At 60.3% G+C, this 23,992-nt stretch carries 22 protein-coding genes; 3 read left to right on the top strand and 19 right to left on the bottom strand.

What is annotated here, in order from left to right:
- Positions 1 to 26 precede the first annotated feature (26 nt).
- The 7 genes from ACN9M3_RS16320 to ACN9M3_RS16290 all read right to left on the bottom strand — a co-directional run bounded on the left by ACN9M3_RS16320 (position 27) and on the right by ACN9M3_RS16290 (position 7,328).
- Positions 27 to 1,214, bottom strand: a complete 1,188-nt coding sequence (locus ACN9M3_RS16320) for a hypothetical protein (protein WP_426317962.1) — start codon at positions 1,212 to 1,214, stop codon at positions 27 to 29.
- 14 nt (positions 1,215 to 1,228) lie between these two features.
- The gene (locus ACN9M3_RS16315; RefSeq protein ID WP_426161476.1) at positions 1,229 to 1,390 is read right to left on the bottom strand and encodes a hypothetical protein; all 162 of its coding nucleotides are present in this window, start codon (positions 1,388 to 1,390) and stop codon (positions 1,229 to 1,231) included.
- A 797-nt stretch (positions 1,391 to 2,187) separates the two neighbouring features.
- Positions 2,188 to 2,781 carry a putative adenosine monophosphate-protein transferase Fic gene (locus ACN9M3_RS16310; protein WP_426317961.1) on the bottom strand — a complete coding sequence of 198 codons (594 nt, stop codon included), beginning with the start codon at positions 2,779 to 2,781 and terminating at the stop codon, positions 2,188 to 2,190.
- Positions 2,771 to 2,926, bottom strand: coding sequence for a YhfG family protein (locus ACN9M3_RS16305; RefSeq protein WP_426317960.1), 156 nt, complete (start codon positions 2,924 to 2,926; stop codon positions 2,771 to 2,773). The genes ACN9M3_RS16310 and ACN9M3_RS16305 overlap by 11 nt, the downstream gene beginning before the upstream one ends.
- A 40-nt stretch (positions 2,927 to 2,966) precedes the next feature.
- Entirely contained in the window at positions 2,967 to 3,224 is a 258-nt protein-coding gene (locus ACN9M3_RS16300; protein WP_426317959.1) for a hypothetical protein, read from the bottom strand.
- A 47-nt stretch (positions 3,225 to 3,271) separates the two neighbouring features.
- Positions 3,272 to 4,390 (bottom strand): site-specific tyrosine recombinase XerC, encoded by a 1,119-nt coding sequence (gene xerC, locus ACN9M3_RS16295; protein ID WP_426317958.1) that lies wholly within the window; start codon positions 4,388 to 4,390, stop codon positions 3,272 to 3,274.
- A 1-nt stretch (position 4,391) separates the two neighbouring features.
- Positions 4,392 to 7,328, bottom strand: coding sequence for a CHC2 zinc finger domain-containing protein (locus tag ACN9M3_RS16290; protein ID WP_426317957.1), 2,937 nt, complete (start codon positions 7,326 to 7,328; stop codon positions 4,392 to 4,394).
- 114 nt (positions 7,329 to 7,442) lie between these two features.
- On the opposite strand from ACN9M3_RS16290, the gene ACN9M3_RS16285 reads away from it, so the two are divergent.
- Entirely contained in the window at positions 7,443 to 7,835 is a 393-nt protein-coding gene (locus tag ACN9M3_RS16285; RefSeq protein ID WP_426317956.1) for a helix-turn-helix domain-containing protein, read from the top strand.
- Between the two features lie 105 nt (positions 7,836 to 7,940).
- Here the strand turns inward: ACN9M3_RS16285 and ACN9M3_RS16280 are convergent, their stop codons facing one another.
- From ACN9M3_RS16280 to ACN9M3_RS16245, 8 genes are all read right to left on the bottom strand, one after another.
- Positions 7,941 to 8,390, bottom strand: coding sequence for a hypothetical protein (locus ACN9M3_RS16280; RefSeq protein WP_426317955.1), 450 nt, complete (start codon positions 8,388 to 8,390; stop codon positions 7,941 to 7,943).
- Positions 8,391 to 8,393: 3 nt separating this feature from the next.
- Entirely contained in the window at positions 8,394 to 9,644 is a 1,251-nt protein-coding gene (locus ACN9M3_RS16275; RefSeq protein ID WP_426317954.1) for a hypothetical protein, read from the bottom strand.
- Between the two features lie 14 nt (positions 9,645 to 9,658).
- Positions 9,659 to 9,820: a hypothetical protein gene (locus ACN9M3_RS16270; protein ID WP_426161476.1), complete on the bottom strand. Its 162-nt coding sequence runs from the start codon at positions 9,818 to 9,820 to the stop codon at positions 9,659 to 9,661.
- Between the two features lie 797 nt (positions 9,821 to 10,617).
- A complete protein-coding gene (locus ACN9M3_RS16265) occupies positions 10,618 to 11,211 on the bottom strand; it encodes a putative adenosine monophosphate-protein transferase Fic (RefSeq protein WP_426317953.1) in 594 nt (197 codons plus the stop codon).
- Positions 11,201 to 11,356, bottom strand: a complete 156-nt coding sequence (locus ACN9M3_RS16260; RefSeq protein ID WP_426161474.1) for a YhfG family protein — start codon at positions 11,354 to 11,356, stop codon at positions 11,201 to 11,203. The genes ACN9M3_RS16265 and ACN9M3_RS16260 overlap by 11 nt, the downstream gene beginning before the upstream one ends.
- Positions 11,357 to 11,396: 40 nt before the next feature.
- On the bottom strand, positions 11,397 to 11,654 hold the full coding sequence (locus tag ACN9M3_RS16255; protein WP_426161473.1) for a hypothetical protein: 258 nt from the start codon (positions 11,652 to 11,654) through the stop codon (positions 11,397 to 11,399).
- A 47-nt stretch (positions 11,655 to 11,701) separates the two neighbouring features.
- Complete coding sequence (xerC, locus tag ACN9M3_RS16250) at positions 11,702 to 12,820, bottom strand: site-specific tyrosine recombinase XerC (protein WP_426161472.1); 1,119 nt, start codon at positions 12,818 to 12,820, stop codon at positions 11,702 to 11,704.
- Between the two features lies 1 nt (position 12,821).
- Positions 12,822 to 15,761, bottom strand: coding sequence for a CHC2 zinc finger domain-containing protein (locus ACN9M3_RS16245; protein WP_426317952.1), 2,940 nt, complete (start codon positions 15,759 to 15,761; stop codon positions 12,822 to 12,824).
- Between the two features lie 114 nt (positions 15,762 to 15,875).
- Here ACN9M3_RS16245 and ACN9M3_RS16240 point away from each other — a divergent pair, with 114 nt between their 5' ends.
- On the top strand, positions 15,876 to 16,268 hold the full coding sequence (locus ACN9M3_RS16240; RefSeq protein ID WP_426161470.1) for a helix-turn-helix domain-containing protein: 393 nt from the start codon (positions 15,876 to 15,878) through the stop codon (positions 16,266 to 16,268).
- 128 nt (positions 16,269 to 16,396) lie between these two features.
- Here the strand turns inward: ACN9M3_RS16240 and ACN9M3_RS16235 are convergent, their stop codons facing one another.
- The 3 genes from ACN9M3_RS16235 to ACN9M3_RS16225 all read right to left on the bottom strand — a co-directional run bounded on the left by ACN9M3_RS16235 (position 16,397) and on the right by ACN9M3_RS16225 (position 19,369).
- Positions 16,397 to 16,855 (bottom strand): hypothetical protein, encoded by a 459-nt coding sequence (locus ACN9M3_RS16235; protein WP_426317951.1) that lies wholly within the window; start codon positions 16,853 to 16,855, stop codon positions 16,397 to 16,399.
- Positions 16,852 to 18,009 carry a polymorphic toxin type 43 domain-containing protein gene (locus ACN9M3_RS16230; RefSeq protein ID WP_426317950.1) on the bottom strand — a complete coding sequence of 386 codons (1,158 nt, stop codon included), beginning with the start codon at positions 18,007 to 18,009 and terminating at the stop codon, positions 16,852 to 16,854. The genes ACN9M3_RS16235 and ACN9M3_RS16230 overlap by 4 nt, the downstream gene beginning before the upstream one ends.
- Before the next feature lie 526 nt (positions 18,010 to 18,535).
- On the bottom strand, positions 18,536 to 19,369 hold the full coding sequence (locus tag ACN9M3_RS16225; RefSeq protein WP_426317949.1) for a hypothetical protein: 834 nt from the start codon (positions 19,367 to 19,369) through the stop codon (positions 18,536 to 18,538).
- Positions 19,370 to 19,536: 167 nt separating this feature from the next.
- On the opposite strand from ACN9M3_RS16225, the gene ACN9M3_RS16220 reads away from it, so the two are divergent.
- Positions 19,537 to 20,690 (top strand): IS3 family transposase gene (locus tag ACN9M3_RS16220; RefSeq protein WP_426317948.1). Its coding sequence is split into 2 segments (ribosomal slippage): positions 19,537 to 19,798 and positions 19,798 to 20,690, totalling 1,155 coding nucleotides; the frame shifts between segments, so codons are not numbered across the junction.
- On the opposite strand, the gene ACN9M3_RS16215 is transcribed toward ACN9M3_RS16220, so the two are convergent.
- A complete protein-coding gene (locus ACN9M3_RS16215) occupies positions 20,677 to 23,955 on the bottom strand; it encodes a hypothetical protein (RefSeq protein WP_426317947.1) in 3,279 nt (1,092 codons plus the stop codon). The two genes, ACN9M3_RS16220 and ACN9M3_RS16215, sit on opposite strands and share 14 nt — an antisense overlap.
- Positions 23,956 to 23,992 lie beyond the last annotated feature (37 nt).

Genomic DNA, 23,992 nt, shown 5'->3' with positions numbered 1-23,992 from the left:
GGCATAGCGCGTGCCCGGTACGGCACCTATTTGGGTTTGCCGCAGGAGTTCAGGTCTTTGCCCATGTCGGCCAGGCCCCGTTTGGTGCCCATTTCCAGATGCAAGGCCATTTCCACGGGATCGTATCCTAGCTCGTGGGTTCCAATGATGATGAAGGTGTCTCCGCGCCGCCATGCATTCGCCTCGCCGTGGAAGTAGGTGCCGATCTGCATCGATTGATATTCGTCGGTGATGTCCTTTTGATCCTTGAAGGCAGCACGCGCGAATTCAATGTCTTCCCGGCTCCCACGCATGAGCAGGCCCATCGCTTCAACATCTTCAGCTTCGTCGATTTGTCCATCACTCAGTTTAACAAAGCGATAACCTGCCAACTCATCGGCATCGTGACCAACTCGGCGTAAGAGTGCCACTGCTTCGTCTGGCGTCCGAGAAATCTCCCGCCCGTACAGTTCCAAATTGGTGAGCGGTTTGAGGTCATGAACAAATTTTCCTTCAACAAACGCCGCACCGCCGAGCGTCCGAGGAATGCGAGCAATTCTAGACACAGGCACTAACGGAGCAAGGAACTCTAGCGACAAGCCAAACGCCGGAGTTTCATACCCTGCACGCAATTCGGCAGGACGAGGCAAGTCCCAGCCAGCAGCACGGTACGCTCCGCGTTGCATCATGCCCAGTGGCGTGTATTCACCCAACTCTGCTGCATCCATTGCAAGGTTCCATGGAACTTTCGCAGAGTCCTTCACTGCGCTCCATAGACTCTTGTTATCTTTGGTTGTGGGAGCAAATTCTCCTGTGCCCGTACCGAAATCAGTGGCCAGTTGGGCAAGGCGCCTGCGCACGGCGGCACTTTCAGCTTTTTGCTTATCGGACGAAGGCAGTTGACGGCCATTAGCTGCCGGACCAATGTCGTCTCCAAGTGCGAGCCAGTTTCTAGCCACATCGGCGGCAAGTGGTCCCGCCCCCTCGCTCAATGCCAATTTCTGATCGTCTGAGATTTCCGAGCCAGCAGAATATTCCGGGTCAAAGTCAACCCTCACATTGCCTAGACTGAAGCCTCCCGTGCTTTTTAATCTCATTCCCGACTTCATTCCACCGACACTGTATAACTTCTTGCGTGTGGCCTTATCCTGTCCTCCTTGTTGCATCTGTTCCGCTAGGCTGGACCCGATAGCATTGCCGAATGCATTTGGCCCGATGCGAAGTCGTAGTCGCATCGGGCGTGGCGCCTTTAGGTACGGCGTTTCTTGGAGCAGCGCCGGATCGGAGCCGGCATTTTTTTCGAAATTTGCGCCGATGTGCGGTTTTTACCCCAGTATCGCTGCAGCTGTTCGAGCAGCCGCAGTCCGGTGTTGAAAAGTGTCAGCCAGTCTTGATCAATAACAAATTGCATAGTTTTCGTGCTCCGGTGAAGTTGTTGCGCCCAAATGCTAGAAGCTTTTGCAGGACGTGGTTGCAGTTTCGGTCTTTCCGATGACGAGTTCCTCTGGTGGGTTTTCCGCTACCCAATCCTATTGTGGGACCAATGGTGAGCGGTATGCGCACCGGGGCGGCTTGCCACCCCGGTGCCGGGGTTGGGGTTGGTTTTGCGTAGCCCTTGACTGACTGACGGCAGCGCGCGGCCGTAAGCGCCGCAGGCGTGCACGCCGTAGCGCTGACCGCTTGATGCGCCCACAAGGCGCACTAACTGGCTTGGCAGCCGCGCAGGGGCGCGAGACATAACGCCTATTCTGTCAACCCGCAGGGCGCGGAGGCGCAGCCGGAGCGATCGACCCAAGGAACGAAGCGCAGCGTAGTGAACGGGGCGATTTGACAGAATGCGGCGTTATGTGGAATTGGGCGCGTAGCGCCCAATTCCCCCCGGAGCGGCTGTGCCTTTGCTGGTGTTGACCTGACTGACGGCGGAGCGCGGCGGCAAGCGCCGTAGGCGCGCGCCGTGTAGCCCACGAACGAACCAAGCGTGGCTTTTTCCTCCCGAAGGCTGGCGGTATCGCGCAGCGACTGATGTCGTCGTTGTTTCGCGCGCGTCCGGAGTCGAGGTGTCAGCGTGTCCGCCAACGCCAGCCTGGCGCGCAAGCTGCCGTGCCCTGCATGTCGCCACTGCACGCCGAGCGGCTTGCGTGACAGGCGGGTAAGGAGCTGCGACCGTGGCGTCCTGTTGGCGTGTCCCGTTACTGCGTAACGCGCCGATCAGATCGGCGTTAGTACCTGGTCCAGGAGCGCCGTCAGCGGCCCAAGCTGGCAGTTGTAGGCAGCAATGTTCGCCTCCAGCCACTCCGTGCGACCAATCGGCGCCCAGCGCAGCTGGTAGCCGGCATTGATGCTGATCACTTCAAACAGCACGCGCTGGGCGCGTCCATTGCCGTCCCGGAAGGGATGGACGACATTGAGTTCGCAGTAGTAGTGCGCCAGCCGGGCCACGAAATGCTCGCGCGGCAGGTCAACGAGGTAGTTCTCTTGCGCCAGCTGTCGAAAGAGCTTGTCCGCCTCCGGCTCGACCCGGCTCACGTTGGCGAAACGGGTGCTGCCTTTGCTGATGTCGACCGATCTCAGCTCTCCGGCCCACTCATAAACGTCCTGGAACAGGAATCGATGAATGCCGCGCAAGGCGGACAGGGAGATATCGTCGAAGTCGGGTTTGAACTGCTCGATGCGGGCCTGGGTCAGCTCGACTTCAGCCGCTTCCAGGGCAGCTTCGTCGGTGAGGCCAAGCTTGTTGATCAGTACGTCGGAGCCGGCGTAGCAATACTGCGTATCGCCACCGGTGCCGTACTTATCGACCATGTTTGGTCTTGAGCGCGGCCGTGGTCGGCGCTGGCTTGGTGGTGGTGGCCGGGCGCGGGGTCAGCCCTTCCAGGCGCAGGCTGGCGCGGTAATTCTCGGTGCGCAGCTTCATAAAAGCCTGGAGTTTCATTTCTTTTGTCAGCATTGCAACATCCTTGGGAAGCGATAAAGTCATTGTAGCGCACTCACCGGCGCCGGAAGTAAGCGTCCCACTCAGGCGAATCGGGCTTCATTGTGGCCAGAATGCGGTCATCCTCGGCGGTGATGAAGCGCTCCAGGATCTCACGTTGCGTTACGCCGTAACGGCGGGCCAGCCTGGCCAAGGCTAGCGAAGCCTCGGTGGTCAGCCAGGTGTTGAGGCGTCGTTCGCCATTGCCCTGTGGGCCGGCGTTGTGCCGGCGGGCGCGGTAAGCGGCTTGTCTTTCGGCTGCGGTGCTGGCCATGATGCGTCCCTCCAAAGTCTGTTACTGCGTAACGCGCCGATAGCGCGTCACAAATCCTTGTCCTCGTCCTCACCCTCGGCGTCCAGCGCAGCGAGGAAGTCCGCTGTCGCGTCTTCAGCGTCGGGTTGAGGGGTAATGGCGTCCGGCGCCGTTGGCGTGCTCCGGTGCCTTCGCAGCGCGCCAGGGTGGGTGGTGGCGTGCACCTTCTGCAGCTGCCGGATCGCCACCTGGGCGTAAATCTGCGTGGTCGACAGCTCGGCGTGGCCCAGCATGGCCTGGATAAAGCGGATGTCGGCGCCGTTCTCCAGCATCAGCGTCGCCATGGTGTGCCGGAACAGGTGGCAGCCGCCATGCTTGCCCAATTCAGCCCGTTTCACATACGAGGCCACATGCGACGACAGCCAGGTCGGCGACAGCCCAAGCCCTTCCTGCCCGAGGAACAGCGTGGCGTCTTTCGTGTTCCAGGCCAATTGCGGCCGGCTGCGGTCCAGGTACTCCTGCACCCAGTGCAAAGCCCGTTCGCCCAACGGCAGCAAGCGGTCCTTGCGGCCCTTGCCTTCGCGGATCAACACCACGCACTTGTCCACGTCGATGTCGCCCACCTCCAGCCTGGAAATCTCCATGCGCCGCATGCCGGTGGCGTACAGCACTTCCATCATGGCCCTGTCGCGCAGGCCAATGGGGCTGCTGGTATCGGCCAGGGCCAGCACGCGCTCCACCTCGGCGACGGTGAGTACATGGCGCGGCAAGCGGCGAATGGCGCACGGCAGCTCAATCTCCGAGGCCGGGTTGGCCGGTATCTGCCCGGTGCGGGTCAGCCACTTGAAAAAGCCTTTCAGGGGAACGATCTTGCTGCGCCGGCTGGCCACCGACAAAGGGGCGCCATCCTTCTTGCGGTAGTGGTGCAGGTAACGCTGGTAACGCTCCAACACGGCCTGGCTGACGTGCTCCGGATGGGTGACGGCGCGCACATCGGCCCAGGCGATGAAGTCGCGGATGTAGCGCTCCGAGCTGTACAGGCCGGACTCCGTGCTGCCGGTAGTGGCGCGGTACTCGATGAAGCGGCGCATGGCGGCGTACAGCCCACGCGCATCGCGCGGGTCACCCACCGGCTTGCCAAAGCCTTTGCTGCCGCGTTTCCGATAGACCGTGCCGATGGCGCCCATGTCATTCTCCGGCTACGACAGGACCGGCGCCATTGGCATAGATTATTGCGTTTTGCGCGAATGCCGCGTCGGCAGCCCCCTCATCGAGCAAGGGCGCCCGTGGTTGCAGGCTTTCCGCTCCTTTGAGCTGACCCCGACCAGCCCCCGACCGAGGCCCGACCGAGGGCCGACCAGACCCCGACCGATCCGCCTGATACCCCGACCGCTCGCCGTCATAGCCATGTGTTTTACCCAAAACGGTCACATCCAGCAGGCCGCACAGGTGCTTGCCGTCACCCTGGCCGTCGTACACCAGCTCGTAATCAAAGCTGGTGCCGCGCCGGTGCACGGCCAGGTATTCCAGGTCGGCCAGGCGGGCCAAGTGCAATTTGAGCTGGGTATCGCCCCAGTGCAGCGCATCGCGCGCCTGCTTGCGGGTAAAGCGCACCTCGCGCACCGGCAGTGCCTGCGCTTTGGCGTTGTCGACCACCCAGGCTTGCAGTTGGCTCAGGAGGCGCCGCGTCTGCGGCGGCAGCTCGTCCAGCGTGCGGCCCAGCACCTCGTGCGCGATCTGGTTGGCCAGGGCGATGTCGGCCTTGGTGGCCTCGATGTAGGCCAGGTTGCGGCCGCGATGCTCCACCGTCCTGATTGGCCGCTGATGCTGGTGGATCAGGGCAATGGCCCGGATCAGGGTCAGGTACTTCATGTGGTCGCGCCGCGTGCGCGTCTTATCGTCCAGGAAGGTCAACTGATCGGCATACGGGTTCACCACCAGCACCGGTTTTAACAGGCGCTGCGCATTCTGGTGCAAGGCGATCAGGGCTTCCTTGTCGCTGGAAGCCAGCAGCCCCTCCAGCGTCTGCTTCATGCGCTGGCGTTCGTGGATCAAGCGGGTCTGCTCGCGCGACTCGTTCACCGACAGCACCAGGCAGCGGTTCATCAGCTCTTCGTCGATGTCGATGGCCGTGGTAGTCATCATCAGCATCACTGGCCCCTTCACCTTGTACTGCTTGGTCACCAGGTTGCCGCTGGCCTCGTCCTTGCCGGTGCTGGCCATGGTCAGCTCGCCGTCTGATTGCAGCAGCTTCAAGGCGTAGGCCGCCTGGCGCACACCTTCTTCTTCCGCGATGGCCAGGATCTTGTGCTGCATGTCGGTCTCGCCCAGGTAGAACAGGGATTGCCCCGTCATCGCGCTGTACTGCACCTTTTCCTCGGGCGGCACCATTGCCAGCACCGCATCCATCAGGCTTGATTTTCCGGCCGCGCTGGACGACTGGATAAGGATCGCCAGCGGGGTATCGAGCTTGCGCGACACGGCCGCCAGGTAGCCCGCCAGCAGGTTGTTGGCTTCGCCCACCACACCGCAGCGCTCCATATCCGACGCGATACGGCGCATCAGGTCCGGCCCCTGCAGCAGGTCGAGCGCCGCGCGCTCGTCCTCAGCCGACATGGCCGGCAAGGTCGTCTTCGGGCCGGCGTTCAGCGTGATCAGGTCATCCTGCAGGCTCTCCAGCTTCATCAGCACATGGCCGATGTCGCGCTTGATCGTCTCGTCCGGCAGGCCCAGCTCGATGGCGGCCTGGCGGATATAGGCGGCGCGGCCACGCGCCGCGTACAGGTCCAGCGTATCGACGTGGTAACCGCCATCCTCGCCGCCCTCCATCAGGCGCCGCACCTGCAGGTTGACGCGCATCTGCTCCGGCGACAGGTTCTTCTTCCAGCCGCGGATGCGCCACTGGCGGTCGCCCTGGTCCAGCAGCAGCTCGTCGCCGGCCGGCGGCGGCTCGACCTCCGGCAGGTCGGCGGCTAAAGGAAGAACCGGGGCGGCTGGCGCCAACTCCGGCTCCACACGCGAGCGCCCAATCCACTCGGCCTGGCGCAGCATCAGGCCCAGGCTGTGCTGCGGCGGCGTCATCTTGCGCGCCGTGCTGTTAGCATCCATCCCCTTCGGGAAGTGCACGCGCAGCGCCTCGATGCCTTCGCCGATCAGGCGCTCGCCCAGCTTCTCGGCCGCCCGGTCGCCAGCCTCGTCGCGGTCGTAGGCGATCAGCACGCGCGTTACGCCGTAACGCTGGAAGGCGGCCAGGTGGTCGTCCGTAAAGCCCTCGACACCGTAGGCTGCCGTCACGTTGGTAAACCCGGCGCACCAGAACGTCATGGCGTCGATCAGGGCTTCGCACAGAATCACCTCGCCACCAGCGTTGGCCAAGCCGCTCTCGTTCCAGACGCCCCGATGCGGGCCTGGCAGGTACAGGTGCAGCGGCGTGCCCTTGCGCAGGTCGTCGCGCACCTTGCGGCCGTACACCTCGGTCACGTTGCCCAATTCATCGAACACCGGCACGATCAGCGAACCGCTGAAATGCTCATGCCCGCTCTCACGGTAAATGCCCACCTTCTGAAGGCGAGTTCGGATATCGGCGCCGGCCACGCGCTGCTTGTTCGGAAGGCGCAAGCCCAGTGTGCGGTTGGCGAAACCGAGCTTGAAGCGGCCCACCAGCTCCGGGTGGTCCAGCCCGCGCGCCTGCAGGTAAGCCAGCGCCTCGGGCGAAGCCAGCAAGGTCTCGTGGTAATAATCGACGGCCTGGTTCAGCAACGTCTGGTCATCCGCATCCAGGTCCACCGGCGCCGGCAGGCTGCGCACCGTGGCGCGCTTGATCGGCGACTCGCCAGCGGCTAAAGGAAGATCGGCCTTCAGCAACTCCACCGCATGCCGGAACGACACGCCTTTGAACTTCATCACCCAGTCGATCGGCCCGCCGCCAATCTGGCAGCCAAAGCAATGCCACAGGTTCTTGGCCGGAGTCACCACCAGCGACGGCTCGCCGTCGGCATGGAAGGGGCAGCGGCCCAGCCGGTCCTTGCCGCTTTTGCGCAGGGCGATGCCAGCCGCCTCCACCAGGCACTCGACCGACACCTCGCTCTTGAGTTGATCGATCTCACTATCTGAAAAACGTGCCATGGAAGCCGCCTACGCCAAAAACCTGTCAAGGGGGTAAAAGGGAAAATAACTGAGTTGATTATTACTCTCAATACGAGTACAGTCAACTCTTGTTCGAAAAACGGGAGATAAGCTATGCACTCGGCACACCATCACTGGTTCGAGAACATGGCAGCAGACGACAAGGAATTTTTCGTGGCGCTGGGGCAGCGCATGGCGCAGCTCCGGAAGGAACGCGGCTGGACGCAGCAGGAGCTGGCGGAGAAGTTGGGCGTGGCCCAGCAGACGCTGGCCCACTACGAAGTGGCGCGCATCCGCATGCCGGCATCAGTGCTGCCGCAGCTGGCCACCTTGTTCGCCACCTCGATTGATGAACTGGTCGGCCTGGCCCACCAGCAGCGAGCAGGCAAGCGCGGACCGGCGTCCCAGCTGGAACGCAATATCGAACGCATCAGCGAACTCCCCAAGAGCAAGCAGCGCTTCGTCAATGAGATGCTGGAAACGGTGCTGGCCCAGGCTGGCGCCTGAGCATCTCCCCTTAGCAGCTAAAGAAAACCCCGCACAAAGCGGGGTTGGGGCTGCTATTTCTTAATCTAAAGATAAGTCTACTAAGCGCAGAAAATCGGCGAGACTCTAGGCCAGATGATTATGCCATTCCCCTAGCAAGCCCTGCTGCAGGGTGGAGTCCATATCACCATTCTCAATCGCTCCTACAAAGCGGCCATCGAGCTCAAATTCAAACTCTATGCCTTGCTCAAGCGATAAGCGCTGGACGGCCCGCACTATCTGCTCCACTTCCGCCAAATGAAGCAGGTCAACTTCACGAGGCAAATCGTTTGGTGAATACGCAGAATATATTTCGTGTATTCCGCCTAAGGTCTCATCTTGCTCATCCCCTTCGCGGCTTGTAGCGTCGTCTACGACATCAATGAAGCTTGGCGGGCCAATTACCCACTTCCTCTGCGGCGCAAGATCAGTGATCATTTTCTTCACGGCTGCTCGCTTTTCGTCGTCAACATCTTCTGCGACAAAGAATATAAGCCTTTGCCTCGGGTGTTCTTTTGATACAAGTTCATTAACCATACATTAGTTTCCTGGCTTAGGTGGATAGAATGGAATTGCAGACCCAGGACCGCCCGGGTTGTAGCGGAAACCACCAGGCATGTGTGCATTAAGGTGGCGCGTCGCTGCCAACGGCACAGTGATCGGATTACCGCCAATATGGTGCATCGAGATACGCTCCCCCATAAGGCCAGCATCCTCAGGGAAGACACTCACCCAAGCATCATCCACTTTAGGTGTCTGGCCTTTCGCAATTTTGCCACGGTTAGCTGCACTAAGGATGTCGCCGTACCCCAGATCATCCCAATGATCTCGGAGATCCCGCCAATCAGCCGCATTGGTTCGAGTCACACCATTTCGAGTGGAATTAACTGGCCGGTTTTGTGCTGCGGCAGTCGCATTTGCTCCTGCAGAAGAAGGACCATACGGTTGAAGGCCAATTGCTCCTTGTTGGCGGCCGAGTTTTCCGGTAGAACTTACCGGAACCTCTCTGAAACCATACTCGTTTAGGCCCATAGCGCGTGCCCCACCGAAGACCGCCGCGCCGCCAACCATATTTTCGGTGACTCCAGCCACATCTCCTTTGTAAAGCGAAGATCCGACTCCCCAGCCAACCTGGGCAGCCGCAACCGGTGGCAACATACTCACGACATTCTTACCAGTCATAAGCAAGCCATCGCTTGTCCCGACTCCGGTCTCACCAAGCTGAGTTCCCATAGCGCTCAACGGAGTAAGCGATTCATAGTCACCAGTCACCGAACCGTGCAGCATCTTCAGCGAGGCCTGCATTACATCTGCAACCTGCAACATCGGCTCCGCTGCTCCTAAAGCGAGATTTTGTAGTCCATGGCCAACTCCCGTAACGGCGTCCGCCACCACATCGGATACCTCTATCGTGATCGGTGCCGGTTCAGGACGGCTCGCCTGGGCTGCGGCCGAAATGTATTGTCGCTTTGTGTCGTTAAATTTCGCTTCGAGCCTATCGAGTTCAGCAAGCTTCCGTTTTGCGTCTTTAATCAGGATTTCTTCGGCAATTGCATCTTCTTCCTTTCCTTTCCCGCCAAAACTCAAGTGGAGTCGATCCTGAGCCTGCTTTCTGTCGGGGTCACTTAAATAGGCAGTACGCTCAGAACCGCTAAGGAACGAATCGAGTTCGCCACCCAATTTATCAAGCTCCGCCCATGGGTCTCGTGCCTGCGGTTTGTTGGTAGTAGCCAGACTTTCACCCAGCGCATTGCCGAATGCATTTGGCCCGATGCGAAGTCGTAGTCGCATCGGGCGTGGCGCCTTTAGGTACGGCGTTTCTTGGAGCAGCGCCGGATCGGAGCCGGCATTTTTTTCGAAATTTGCGCCGATGTGCGGTTTTTACCCCAGTATCGCTGCAGCTGTTCGAGCAGCCGCAGTCCGGTGTTGAAAAGTGTCAGCCAGTCTTGATCAATAACAAATTGCATAGTTTTCGTGCTCCGGTGAAGTTGTTGCGCCCAAATGCTAGAAGCTTTTGCAGGACGTGGTTGCAGTTTCGGTCTTTCCGATGACGAGTTCCTCTGGTGGGTTTTCCGCTACCCAATCCTATTGTGGGACCAATGGTGAGCGGTATGCGCACCGGGGCGGCTTGCCACCCCGGTGCCGGGGTTGGGGTTGGTTTTGCGTAGCCCTTGACTGACTGACGGCAGCGCGCGGCCGTAAGCGCCGCAGGCGTGCACGCCGTAGCGCTGACCGCTTGATGCGCCCACAAGGCGCACTAACTGGCTTGGCAGCCGCGCAGGGGCGCGAGACATAACGCCTATTCTGTCAACCCGCAGGGCGCGGAGGCGCAGCCGGAGCGATCGACCCAAGGAACGAAGCGCAGCGTAGTGAACGGGGCGATTTGACAGAATGCGGCGTTATGTGGAATTGGGCGCGTAGCGCCCAATTCCCCCCGGAGCGGCTGTGCCTTTGCTGGTGTTGACCTGACTGACGGCGGAGCGCGGCGGCAAGCGCCGTAGGCGCGCGCCGTGTAGCCCACGAACGAACCAAGCGTGGCTTTTTCCTCCCGAAGGCTGGCGGTATCGCGCAGCGACTGATGTCGTCGTTGTTTCGCGCGCGTCCGGAGTCGAGGTGTCAGCGTGTCCGCCAACGCCAGCCTGGCGCGCAAGCTGCCGTGCCCTGCATGTCGCCACTGCACGCCGCGCGGCTTGCGTGCCAGGCGGGTAAGGAGCTGCGACCGTGGCGTCCTGTTGGCGTGTCCCGTTACTGGGTAACGCGCCGATCAGATCGGCGTCAGTACCCGGTCCAGGAGCGCCGTCAGCGGCCCAAGTTGGCAGTTGTAGGCAGCAATGTTCGCCTCCAGCCACTCCGTGCGACCAATCGGCGCCCAGCGCAGCTGGTAGCCGGCATTGATGCTGATCACTTCAAACAGCACGCGCTGGGCGCGTCCATTGCCGTCCCGGAAGGGATGGACGACATTGAGTTCGCAGTAGTAGTGCGCCAGCCGGGCCACGAAATGCTCGCGCGGCAGGTCAACGAGGTAGTTCTCTTGCGCCAGCTGTCGAAAGAGCTTGTCCGCCTCCGGCTCGACCCGGCTCACGTTGGCGAAACGGGTGCTGCCTTTGCTGATGTCGACCGATCTCAGCTCTCCTGCCCACTCATAAACGTCCTGGAACAGGAAGCGGTGAATGCCGCGCAAGGCGGACAGGGAAATATCGTCGAAGTCGGGTTTGAACTGCTCGATGCGCGCCTGGGTCAGCTCGACTTCAGCCGCTTCCAGGGCGGCCTCGTCGGTGAGGCCAAGCTTGTTGATCAGTACGTCGGAGCCGGGGTAGCAATACTGCGTGTCGCCACCGGTGCCGTACTTATCGACCATGTTTGGTCTTGAGCGCGGCCGTGGTCGGCGCTGGCTTGGTGGTAGCCGCCGGGCGTGGGGTCAGCCCCTCCAGGCGCAGGCTCGCGCGGTAATTCTCGGTGCGCAGCTTCATAAAAGCCTGGAGTTTCATTTCTTTTGTCAGCATTGCAACATCCTTGGGAAGCGATAAAGTCATTGTAGCGCACTCACCGGCGCCGGAAGTAAGCGTCCCACTCAGGCGAATCGGGCTTCATTGTGGCCAGAATGCGGTCATCCTCGGCGGTAATGAAGCGTTCCAGGATCTCACGTTGCGTTACGCCGTAACGGGCTGCCAATCTGGCCAGGGCCAGCGAAGCCTCGGTGGTCAGCCAGGTGTTGAGGCGTCGTTCACCGTTACCGGCGGGGCCGGCGTTGTGGCGGCGGGCTCGGTAGGCGGCTTGTCGTTCGGCTGCGGTGGCGGCCATGATGCGTCCTTTCGAAGTCTGTTACTGCGTAACGCGCCAGTGGCGCGTCACAAATCCTTGTCCTCGTCCTCACCCTCGGCGTCCAGCGCGGCCAGGAAGTCCGCTGTCGCGTCTTCAGCCTCGGGTTGAGAGGTAATCGCGTCCGGCGTCGCTGGCGCGCTCCTGTGCCTTCTCAGCGCGCCAGGGTGGGTGGTGGCGTGCACCTTCTGCAACTGCCGGATCGCCACCTGGGCGTAAATCTGCGTGGTCGACAGCTCGGCGTGGCCCAGCATGGCCTGGATAAAACGGATATCGGCGCCGTTCTCCAGCATCAGCGTGGCCATGGTGTGCCGGAACAGGTGGCAGCCGCCATGCTTGCCTAGTTCAGCCCGTTTCACGTACGAGGCCACGTGCGACGACAGCCAGGTCGGCGACAGCCCAAGCCCTTCCTGACCGAGAAATAGCGTGGCATCTTTCGTGTTCCAGGCCAATTGCGGCCGGCTGCGGTCCAGGTATTCCTGCACCCAGTGCAAAGCCCGTTCACCCAATGGCAGCAAGCGGTCCTTGCGTCCCTTGCCCTCGCGGATCAGCACCACGCACTTGTCCACGTCGATGTCGCCCACCTCCAGGCGGGATATCTCCATGCGCCGCATGCCGGTGGCGTACAGCACTTCCATCATGGCGCGGTCGCGCAGGCCAATAGGTGTGGTGGTGTCGGCCAGGACCAGCACACGCTCCACCTCGGCGACGGACAGCACATGGCGCGGCAGGCGCCGGATGGCACGCGGCAGCTCGATCTCCGAAGCCGGGTTGGCCGGTATCTGCCCGGTGCGGGTCAGCCACTTGAAAAAGCCTTTCAGGGGAATGATCTTGCTGCGCCGGCTCGCCACCGACAGCGGGGCGCCGTCCTTCTTGCGGTAGTGGTGCAGATAACGCTGGTAACGCTCCAGCACGGCCTGGCTGACATGCTCGGGATGGGTGACGGCGCGCACATCGGCCCAGGCGATGAAGTCGCGGATGTAGCGCTCCGAGCTGTACAGCCCCGATTCCGTGCTGCCGATGCTGCCGCGGTATTCGATAAAGCGGCGCATGGCGGCATACAGGCCCCGCGCGTCGCGCGGGTCGCCCACTGGCTTCGCGAAGCCTTTGCTGCCGCGCTTCCGATAGACCGTGCCGATGGCGCTCACGTCATTCTCCGGCTACGACAGGACCGGCGCCGTTGGCATAGATTATTGCGCTTTGCACGAATGCCTCGCCAGCAGCCCCCTCATCGAGCAAGAGCGCCCGTGGTTGCAGGCTTTCCGCTCCCTGGAGCTGACCCCGACCAGCCCCCGACCAAGGGCCGACCGGGGGCCGACCAGACCCCGACCGATCCACCGGATACCCCGACCGATCCCCGTCGTAGCCATGTTTTTTACCCAAAACAGTCACATCCAGCAGCCCGCACAGGTGCTTGCCGTCGCCCTGGCCGTCGTACACCAGCTCGTAGTCAAAGCTAGTGCCGCGCCGGTGCACCGCCAGGTATTCCAGGTCGGCCAGGCGGGCCAGGTGCAATTTGAGCTGGGTATCGCCCCAGTGCAGCGCATCGCGCGCCTGCTTGCGGGTAAAGCGCACCTCGCGCACAGGCAGCGCCTGCGCCTTGGCGTTATCGACCACCCAGGCTTGCAACTGGCTCAGCAGGCGCCGCGTCTGCGGCGGCAGTTCATCCAGCGTGCGGCCCAGCACCTCGTGCGCGATCTGGTTGGCCAGGGCGATGTCGGCCTTGGTCGCCTCGATGTAAGCCAGGCTGCGGCCGCGATGCTCCACCGTCTTGATCGGCCGCTGATGCTGGTGGATCAGGGCAATGGCCCGGATCAGGGTCAGGTACTTCATGTGGTCGCGCCGGGTACGCGTTTTGTCATCGAGGAAGGTCAACTGATCGGCATACGGGTTCACCACCAGCACCGGTTTCAACAGGCGCTGCGCGTTCTGGTGCAAGGCGATCAAGGCTTCCTTGTCGCTGGACGCCAGCAAGCCTTCCAGCGTCTGCTTCATGCGCTGGCGTTCATGGATCAGCCTGGTCTGCTCGCGCGACTCGTTCACCGACAGCACCAGGCAGCGGTTCATCAGCTCCTCGTCGATGTCGATGGCCGTGGTGGTCATCATCAGCATCACCGGCCCCTTCACCTTGTACTGCTTGGTCACCAGGTTGCCGCTCGCCTCGTCCTTGCCGGTGCTGGCCATGGTCAATTCGCCATCCGACTGCAGCAGCTTCAAGGCATAGGCCGCCTGGCGCACGCCTTCCTCTTCCGCGATGGCCAGGATCTTGTGCTGCATATCCGTCTCGCCCAGGTAGAACAGGGATTGCCCCGTCATCGCGCTGTACTGCACCTTTTCCTCGGGCGGCACCATGGCCAGCACCGCATCCATCAGGCTCGATTTGCCGGCCGCGCTGGACGACTGGATAAGGATCGCCAGCGGGGTATCGAGCTTGCGCGACACGGCCGCCAGGTAGCCCGCCAGCAGGTTGTTGGCTTCGCCCACCACACCGCAGCGTTCCATGTCCGACGCGATGCGCCGCATCAGGTCCGGCCCCTGCAGCAGGTCGAGCGCCGCGCGCTCATCCTCAGCCGACATGGCCGGCAAGGTCGTCTTCGGGCCGGCGTTCAGCGTGATCAGGTCGTCTTGCAGGCTCTCCAGCTTCATCAGCACATGGCCGATATCGCGCTTGATCGCCTCGTCCGGCAAGCCCAGTTCAATGGCGGCCTGGCGGATATAGGCGGCGCGGCCGCGCGCCGCGTACAGGTCCAGCGTGTCGACGTGGTAACCGCCATCTTCGCCACCCTCCATCACGCGCCGCACCTGCAGGTTGACCCGCATCTGCTCTGGCGACAGGTTTTTCTTCCAGCCGCGGATGCGCCACTGGCGGTCGCCCTGGTCCAGCAGCAGCTCGTCGCCGGCCGGCGGCGGCTCGACCTCCGGCAGGTCGGCGGCTAAAGGAAGAACCGGGTCGGCCGCCGGCGCCGGCTCGGGCTCCACGCGCGAGCGCCCAATCCACTCGGCCTGGCGCAGCATCAGGCCCAGACTGTGCTGGGGCGGCGTCATCTTGCGCGCCGTGCTGTTGGCATCCATCCCCTTCGGAAAATGCACGCGCAGCGCCTCGATGCCTTCGCCGATCAAGCGCTCGCCCAGTTTCTCGGCAGCCCGGTCGCCCGCCTCGTCGCGGTCGTAAGCGATCAGCACGCGCGTTACGCCGTAACGCTTAAAGGCGGCCAGGTGGTCGTCCGTAAAGCCCTCGACGCCGTAGGCCGCCGTCACGTTGGTAAACCCGGCGCACCAGAACGTCATGGCGTCGATCAGGGCTTCGCACAGAATCACCTCGCCACCAGCGTTGGCCAAGCCGCTCTCGTTCCAGACGCCCCGATGCGGGCCTGGCAGGTACAGGTGCAGCGGCGTGCCCTTGCGCAGGTCGTCGCGCACCTTGCGGCCGTACACCTCGGTCACGTTGCCCAATTCATCGAACACCGGCACGATCAGCGAACCGCTGAAATGCTCATGCCCGCTCTCACGGTAAATGCCCACCTTCTGAAGGCGAGTTCGGATATCGGCGCCGGCCACGCGCTGCTTGTTCGGAAGGCGCAAGCCCAGTGTGCGGTTGGCGAAACCGAGCTTGAAGCGGCCCACCAGCTCCGGGTGGTCCAGCCCGCGCGCCTGCAGGTAAGCCAGCGCCTCGGGCGAAGCCAGCAAGGTCTCGTGGTAATAATCGACGGCCTGGTTCAGCAACGTCTGGTCATCCGCATCCAGGTCCACCGGCGCCGGCAGGCTGCGCACCGTGGCGCGCTTGATCGGCGACTCGCCAGCGGCTAAAGGAAGATCGGCCTTCAGCAACTCCACCGCATGCCGGAACGATACGCCCTTGAACTTCATCACCCAGTCGATCGGCCCGCCGCCAATCTGGCAGCCGAAGCAATGCCACAGGTTCTTGGCCGGGGTCACCACCAACGACGGTTCGCCGTCGGCGTGGAAGGGGCAGCGGCCCAGCCGATCCTTGCCGCTTTTCTTCAAGACGATGCCGGCCGCCTCCACCAGGCGCTCGACCGATACCTCGCTCTTGAGTTGATCGATCTCACTATCTGAAAAACGTGCCATGGAAGCCGCCTACGCGAAAAACCTGTCAAGAGGGTAAAAGGGAAAATAACTGAGTTGATTATTACTCTCATTACGAGTACAGTCAACTCTTGTTCGAAAAACGGGAGATAAGCTATGCACTCGGCACACCATCACTGGTTCGAGAACATGGCAGCAGACGACAAGGAATTTTTCGTGGCGCTGGGGCAGCGCATGGCGCAGCTCCGGAAGGAACGCGGCTGGACACAGCAGGAGCTGGCGGACAAGTTGGGCGTGGCCCAGCAGACCCTGGCCCACTACGAAGTGGCGCGCATCCGCATGCCGGCGTCGGTGTTACCGCAGCTGGCCACCTTGTTCGCCACCTCGATTGATGAACTGGTGGGCCTGGCCCACCAGCAGCGCTCAGGCAAGCGCGGACCGGCCTCCCAACTGGAACGCAATATAGAACGCATCAGCGAGCTCCCCAAGAGCAAGCAGCGCTTCGTCAATGAGATGCTGGAAACGGTGCTGGCCCAGGCTGGTGCCTGAGCATCTTCCCTTAGCAGCTAAGAAAAACCCCGCACGAGCGGGGTTTGGGGCTGCTTTTCTCTCAGAATTAGAGAGTATGCAGAACGAAGTGGACTAACGTAGCCTCAAAATAAAACCAGCCACATGACCTATGCTGCCCTCATGAGCCGCTTAGCTTGTTGGCGGGCAGCTTGGCTCATCACCTTATTGTTCGAAAATCGCTCAAGCTCATCCTTCAAGTGAGGAAGAATACCTGCATCCACAGTAAGCCATGCCAACGCTTTAGTGGGCCAATACTCCGAAAAAGCAGTTCCCAGGGTATGCCTGATAAGTGGAAGCGTTGGGAAATCTAAGATTGCATCGGCCAACGTAGGATGGGCTGCCGCCGCTTTCCGAAGGAATGAGAACAGCGTCCCGTGCTCAAGCTCCAAGATCGGTTCCAGCGGCACGAAGCTACTTGGAAAGTCAAAATAAAAGACTTCCCGATCCGATCGCCGCATACACCACGCGCCACGCGTATCCACCCCAAGCAGAAGCTCGCCTAGCTTAACTAGCCAACAGTACTGGTCATCCGCAACAGCCGGATCTAATAGTTCAATATTCATCATTTCCCCCAATTCTGATGGTTCACAGGTTTCCCTACGCGCGAGCTGAGCCAGGTTTGGAACTGCGCTCGCACAGGATCGGTCCAATTCTGCCCATAATGCCCACTATTCTCAGTCGTCAGGAATTCACCGTTCGGCCCACGTGTAAAAGTACCTCCGACAACAACTTTTTCATCCGATGCATTAATCGACTGGGCAAGCTGTTGGTGCGGCGATCCATCGAACTGACCTCTGGCTGGTCGTCCAGCAACAAATGTACTGGTGGCAGGATCATAAACGAACTCAACGCCACCACCAGCTGGGTAGTAATTCTTCAGCGCGGCAGTTGATGTTTCGTTCGTGATCCCGATGGTTCCTTTGACTGGCCCCGAACCACCAGTTCCTGGCCAACCACCACCAATCCGATATGCCGCGTGACCTGCCTTTGTCGTTGGCAGCACATTACTCGTCGCTATGCGTGGTCCACGCACATTCGATCCACCAAACGCTCCAAGAGCATCCTCTTTGAACTGTGCAGGGAAATTCCGTGCTGCGCTCGGCATACCAAGAACTCCCTCAGTATGCCCCCGTTGGTAGACGCTCCTCCAAGCGGTGGTAAGTTGCGCCTTAGTCGCCGGATCAACACTCTTGTCCCTCTGCTTTGCCTCAACAAGGCCCAGCATGTCCCAGACTGCAGCGCCCTCATACTTTGTGCCTTGCGGTGCGAATGCCATATCAAATGCTTGGCGAGCAATCTCGCTTGGCTCATGGACTGATGCTTGACGGCTTTCCTCCAGCTGCATTTGCCCCAGTGCCCACATACGGTTGGTCGTTCTGGTGACCACAGGAACCATCGTCCCGTCTGCATAGGTCGTGGTTGTCTGTCGATCGGCACCTTGATCCTGTCGGCCGATGCCACCTGGATATGCCACAAGTGGCGTGCCGTCATTCGATGGGCCTGCCGGTCTTACAGTGGCAGGGAGCGTATTCCCAAGGCTTCCCGAAGGATCTACGACAACATCTGGATCAATGGTGTCATTGACTGGGCCGGCACTCGTCCGAATACCGCCAAGGTTGAAGCCACCACCAGTGGTGCGCCACCCCATGCCATGCTCATTGCGGCCGCCAATGGTGATCTTCGACTGGTTTTCACCTTCGCCACGCATCTGCGCCGCCAAGCTGCTCCCCAGCGCATTGCCGAATGCATTGGGGTCATCTGCCTAGAAAAGACTAAATGACAGACGTGCCCCGATTCGCAGCTTCAATCCAACTTTTGATTCGGTCGGGCCGATGGATCAGTTACAGAGGGTGGCCCATCGTGAGCGGAATCAAGTGGGCCAAGTTTCCGGATTCGCCAATGTTCGCGTGTTTGTACGAACTCGGCGCGCCAAAGAGCTGGCCTGAACGTCGTTCGCCCTTCAGGCCATTCATCCTTATATTCAAACCAAACCACGTCGCTAGCAACTCCAATTGCTGTCACCCAAGTGGGGGGCCAATGGGGCGAACTTGCGCGCCAAAGTGTCAGAATCCTGGAAGCAAGAGATAACCTCATTGGCAAATCACGCCACGTCTTACCACTATCGGAACTGTGACGAATGCGTAGTCTTTTCCAGTCGCCCGTCCAGCCAGGACTCGATGAATCGTCGATCCAAGCTTGAATGATCTTTCCATTTGGCGTGCTTTCTTCGAACCTCATACTCATTATTACCTCTGCCATGGTAAGTTATACATCTGTCGCGCCCCCCAACGTCCAGCATAATCGCCAGCCAAGCCACCTGCGACGCCACCAACGATGGATGCACCAATTACAGCCCAACCGAGCGGATTACTGCCAAGCGCCATAACAGCCAGTCCTGCCCCAGCCATTCCGAGCGCTGCGCCAAGAACCTGTCCGGATACCTCTTGTGCCGCTACGTACCCTTTCTGCCCTTCTGGTGCATTTTGAACTGCGTTATACCCTTTCAATCCGCCAATTACCATTCCTGCGGGCCCCACGACTCTGCCAGCCCAAGCGAATCCAGTAGCCCACGCGTTGCTTGATCCAGCCTTAGTCGCGACTAGCCTCGCCAATTCAATTGGATCAGCTTCCTTCTTACGATAGTTTGCAAAATACTCTGCAACTTCTTTAGTTTTATCTAAAGCCTTAGAAATTTGATATCCACTCCAGGTTAGCCTTTGCTGCGTGGCCTGCCTGACGGCGTTTCGGGTTTCTGAAGCCGTCCACGCCGCATCGGTAGCATGACGTACATCGTTGAAGATCCATGCGTTGTTAATGGACTGAATTGCTTGCTGCGATGCCTGCTTGATCGCGCTGGTGTAACGTGCGCGCTGGAATGAATCCCACGACTGCATTGCGCCGCTAAACATATTTTGCGGGATATACCAAGGGATCGAACTGGTTTGATTAGGTGCTTCAGCCGCATCTCCTGTCGCGGTTACAACAGGAGCAATTGCAGCCCGCTCCGAATCCACACCTCTGGCTACGTTTCCTGGATTCGATGATGAAAGTCCATTGAGTTCACCAACGATGCGCGCCATCTCTGCACTTCGCAGTGCCGCAACTTCCGGGTCGCCGATCTCTGGTCGATAGGTGAAGCTCGCGACGTCCGACGTTAGCCGCTCAACGGTCTGAACAGAGTAACCTGGCATTCCCCCGTTTAGACGGACACTTCGGAAAGGTATGATGTCACCTACGGAGGTTTTGTATGAAGCGGGAACGCAGGAATTTCACAGAAGAGTTTAAGCGAGAAGCGGTCAAGTTGGTCGGCCAGCCTGGAGCCAGCAGGGCCGGTATAGCTCGAGACCTAGGGATTGGGCCAAACCTGCTTGGCCGTTGGTGCCGTGACGCTGCAGGCATCAGTAAGTCGAGACCTGCAGGCACTGAGAAGGTATCGCTGGACGAATACGAGCGCATGCGCCGTGAACTGGCCAAGGTGAAGACGGAGCGAGACATATTAAAAAAAGCGCTCGGGTACTTCGCTGCCGAGCCCAAGTGAAGTATGCCTTTATTGCCCGCCATCGGGCGGTGTGGCCAACCCGGACCATGTGCCGCCTACTTGGCGTTTCAGCTAGTGGCTTCTACGATTGGCTGGAGCGGGCGCCGAGCAAACGTGAAATGGAGAATCAGAGGCTTCAGCATGCAATCCGTGTCAGCCATGAGGCAAGCGATAGCACCTATGGATCGCCGCGTGTTGTGCGAGACCTTTGGGACCAAGGCGAGACGTGTAGCGAGAATCGCGTGGCCAGGCTAATGCAGAAGGCCGGCATGAAAGCACGCCATCGACGCCGCCGGCATCCTGGTCAAGTTGTTGGAGAAGTTCACGCGATCGCACCGAACCTGCTGGATCGCCAGTTTGAAGCTAGCGCACCGGACCAGAAATGGGCAGCTGACTTTACCTACGTGTGGACTGGGGAGGGCTGGCTCTTTGTTGCGGTTGTCCTCGACCTGTATTCGCGTCGCGTTGTCGGCTGGTCGATGCAGCCAACAATGACGTCGCAGTTAGTCATGGATGCGCTCTTAATGGCGGTATTCCGCCGTGGCCGCCCGAAGGAAGTGCTGCATCACAGCGACCAGGGCTCCCAGTACACGAGCGAAGACTTTCAGAACCTGCTTGAAGCCCACGGCATCATATGCAGCATGAGCCGGCGGGGAAATTGCTGGGACAACGCCGCGATGGAGAGCTTTTTCTCGACACTGAAAACAGAACGGCTAAACAGGAAGCACTACCGGACTCGCGACGCCTTGCGCGCCGACGTATTCGATTATATTGAAAGGTTCTACAACCAGAAACGCAGACACTCAACACTGGGCTACGTCAGCCCGGTACAATTCGAAGCCCACACACTTAAATGCGCCTAAGTGAAGTGTCCGTCCAATCGGGGGAATGCCAACCCTCGATCGAAGGAATTTGGTTCGGAGACGTTAAGACCAGCAACCGATTGTCATCTGGATTCGTGCTCTTGGAAATCAATGTCCCATCAGTCAGGGTTCTTCCTGAATCGGTCCAAGGGGTGCCAGAAATTGTGATGGAAGTGGAAGCCGACTTCGAGCTTCCGACAGGACCCAAACTAACAAACCTCTCGCCATTGGCTTGAACATCCGCCATCACCTCGTCAACGCGCTTGTCCATCCAAGCCAGCTTCGCCCTTTGATTGGCCGACTCCTGCATCGACTGCACCATGCTACTACCCAGCGCATTGCCGAATGCATCTGTCGCCACCTGAGCTACGCTTATCTTCCCTCCACGCATAGCAGCGGTTGCGGTCCCCGCTGCAAATCCGACAAGAGAGGCTTTGAACAATCGCTCGCCCCAATCCATCTGGGCGACGGCAACTTTATCATTAAGGTTCAGCCCATCCCCCATGGCCTTGCCCACTGCGCTACCGACTGCGGCTGCTACGACCCCGCGCCACTTGAATCCGTTCTGAAGGCCCAGCACGATGCTGACGCCTTGTGTCATTGCATTGCTCAACGCACCTCTCATCGCTGCGCCGGCAATACCCTCGCCCACTCCGCTCATCCCAGCAGTGATCGCAGCACCGATACCGGAAACCGCGACCTGTTTCCAACTGAACTTGGACTGGTACCCCATGGCGACCGAGGCGCCTTGAGTGATGGCACTGCCGACCATCGCGCCGGCCGCCGCCCCCGCCATACTTGCCGCAGTGGCAGCGGCCCCCGTCCACGCCGCCTCGGCTGCAAGTTTCGCTGCCCACTCCTGGCCGTATATGGTCGCGACAACGATCACAACAACGGCGACAATTTGCCCAACCACACCGCATCCCTTGCTGCCCGCCGGGGCAGCTGGGATCGGCATTGCAGGCGTGGTATTACCAACCGCATCGGCCGCGTCGTACGGCTTGAAGGTCTGGTAGTCGTTGCGGACCGTATTCACGCGCGCTGGAATACGCAGCGTCTTGCCGACAGCGAGCTGCTCGTCACCTGCCATGCCGTTGGCGTCGGCGATCAGGTACCACAGCTTGCTGTCACCCCAAAGCGCTTGCGCGATGCTCGATGGCGTCTCGCCGCTGCCGCGCACCACGTAGGCGCTTGGCGGCGCCGACAGGCCACTGGCGGTCGCTGGCTGGTAGGTGTTGACGAAGCTGGCGTCGTAATCGTTCACCTTGCTGCGGCCCAGCAGTTGGCCGTTGACGATCAAGGAGTACGTATCGAGCCCGCCGTCATTCCTGATCAACATCTGGCCGTTGACATCGTTGATGAAGGTGCGGGACTTCTCTACCGCGTCGTCCGGCTTTTCAATGACTTTGACGGCGAAGCCATTGCTGTCGTATTGGGTCGTGGTGTATGAGATCCCATCTGCGTTGCGCGCCGATGCGAGCGATTCTTTCGCCGTATCAAACCAAAGGTAGTCCGTGGTGAACTGCGTGACCGGTCCGCCGTTAGGCGGCACGACAATGTAGCCGCGCAGGTTGCCCGCCTTGCTGTAACCGATATGCGTCCCGTCGATCACGTAGCCGGTAACCATCTTGAAGAAGATGTCGTCCAGGGCGTTGTTGCCCAGGTCGCGCATCTTCTGGCGCGTCATGCGGCCTGCGGCGTCGTATTCGGTAATCCGGTATTCCTTGGCCAGCTTCCATTCGTCCATCAGCCAGCCCCAGGTCGCGTCTGCGTCGACGCCGGAGCGCACCACGCGGCCTGCGCCATCGTAATAACGCAGGTCGATCAGGTTTTCATCGCGGAAGGTCTGCTGCAGGCGGCCCGCGCCGTCATATTCGAATCGTTCGGTGACCACCGCGTTCGAGGCGTGGTACTTGTCGCTGGTACGATTGCCGGCCCAGTCGTAAGTGATTTCGTGGCTGCCCTGGCCAAATTGGGCAATCTGGCGCGTGTTCCCTGGAAGGAGTTCGAACGTGACTATGCCATCGACCAGGGTCTGGCGATTCATCGCATCGAACTTGTTCATTACCCAGCGCTCGTTTTCCTGCCCGCTGTCGTTCGTGTACGTCGTGCGGACTGTCTCCCTGTTGCCAGCCGCATCATAAGTGATCTGCAGGTCGAAACGGCCATCACCGACGTGGACCATACGGCCCAGCTGGTCGTATTCGATGGAATTGTTCTGCACCACCCGGCCACCTGCTTCCGTCCTTTCGCGCAGGTGGTTGCCGGCCAGGTCGTAGGCGTAACTGGTCACCTTGTTGTTGGTAAGGTCGTCGATCCGCATCAGGCGGTCGCCATCATAGGTGTATTTCAGGTTCTGGCCCGGCAGCGTGCCGCGCTCGGGCGAAGTCTGTGTCGCCAACTGGCCGAGGCCGGTGTACGTGTAGGTCGTCCTGACGTTACCGCCGTTGGTATGCGAGGCAAGCCGCCCGGTGAGCGGGTCGTACTCCCAGTACTGAATGCGCGGGCCGCCGTCGTCCATCATCACCATGGCGGTCTTGTGGCCAAAGGCGTCATAGGCGTAGGAGGTGGTCACGCCTACCTGGTCGACTTCGGCCAGGATATTGCCGGCGTGGTCGTAACGCACCACACGCTTGCCGTTCATGCCGTCCGTGGTCACCGTGCGGCGGCCAAGCTCATCGTATGCATACGACTCGGCCACTTCGCCTTCTGCGTTCAGTTGTCCAGCCCACAAGCTGCCATTGCTGTCTTCGTAGGTATGCCAGGTTTCGGCAAAGTTGGAGACTTTGCTTAAATGGGCCAGGTGATCATAGGCGTATTGGGTGTGGACGCTTCGGTCTGCACTGGTAAAGGTAAACATGTCGGTGCGGTCACCAAACATGCTGTATTTGTACTCGATCAGGCCACCGTCGGCGTGATGTTCTTCACCCAGCTGGCCATCGGCGTCATAGACCTTGCGCTGCAGGTTAAGGCGGCCATCCCGTTGGCCGACTTCGCGGCCGGCTTCATCGAAATAGGTTTCGCCCAGATAGCGCACTTCGCCAAGGGCACTGTCCACTGCCTCCTGCTTGACCATCTGGTTATTGTCGTTATAGCTATAACGGATGAACCAGTCCGGATTGCGGGGATCGGACACTTCCAGCACGTTGCCCCAGCGGTCCAGACGCTGCATGCTGGTTGCGCGCACATTCTGCTCGACCGGTCCGGCCGTGCTGCCAAGGTATTTGACAGTGCGTTTGCCCGCATCATCAATGGTGACCTGCACCTGGGCAGTTTCCGCTCAGAACAGCCAGACCCGCCTT

This window comes from Pseudoduganella sp. R-43 (genome assembly GCF_049913255.1).
Taxonomy (GTDB): Bacteria; Pseudomonadota; Gammaproteobacteria; order Burkholderiales; family Burkholderiaceae_D; genus Rugamonas.
The sequence above is the reverse complement of the archived record's forward strand: the minus strand, read 5'-3'. Positions and strand labels throughout refer to the sequence as shown.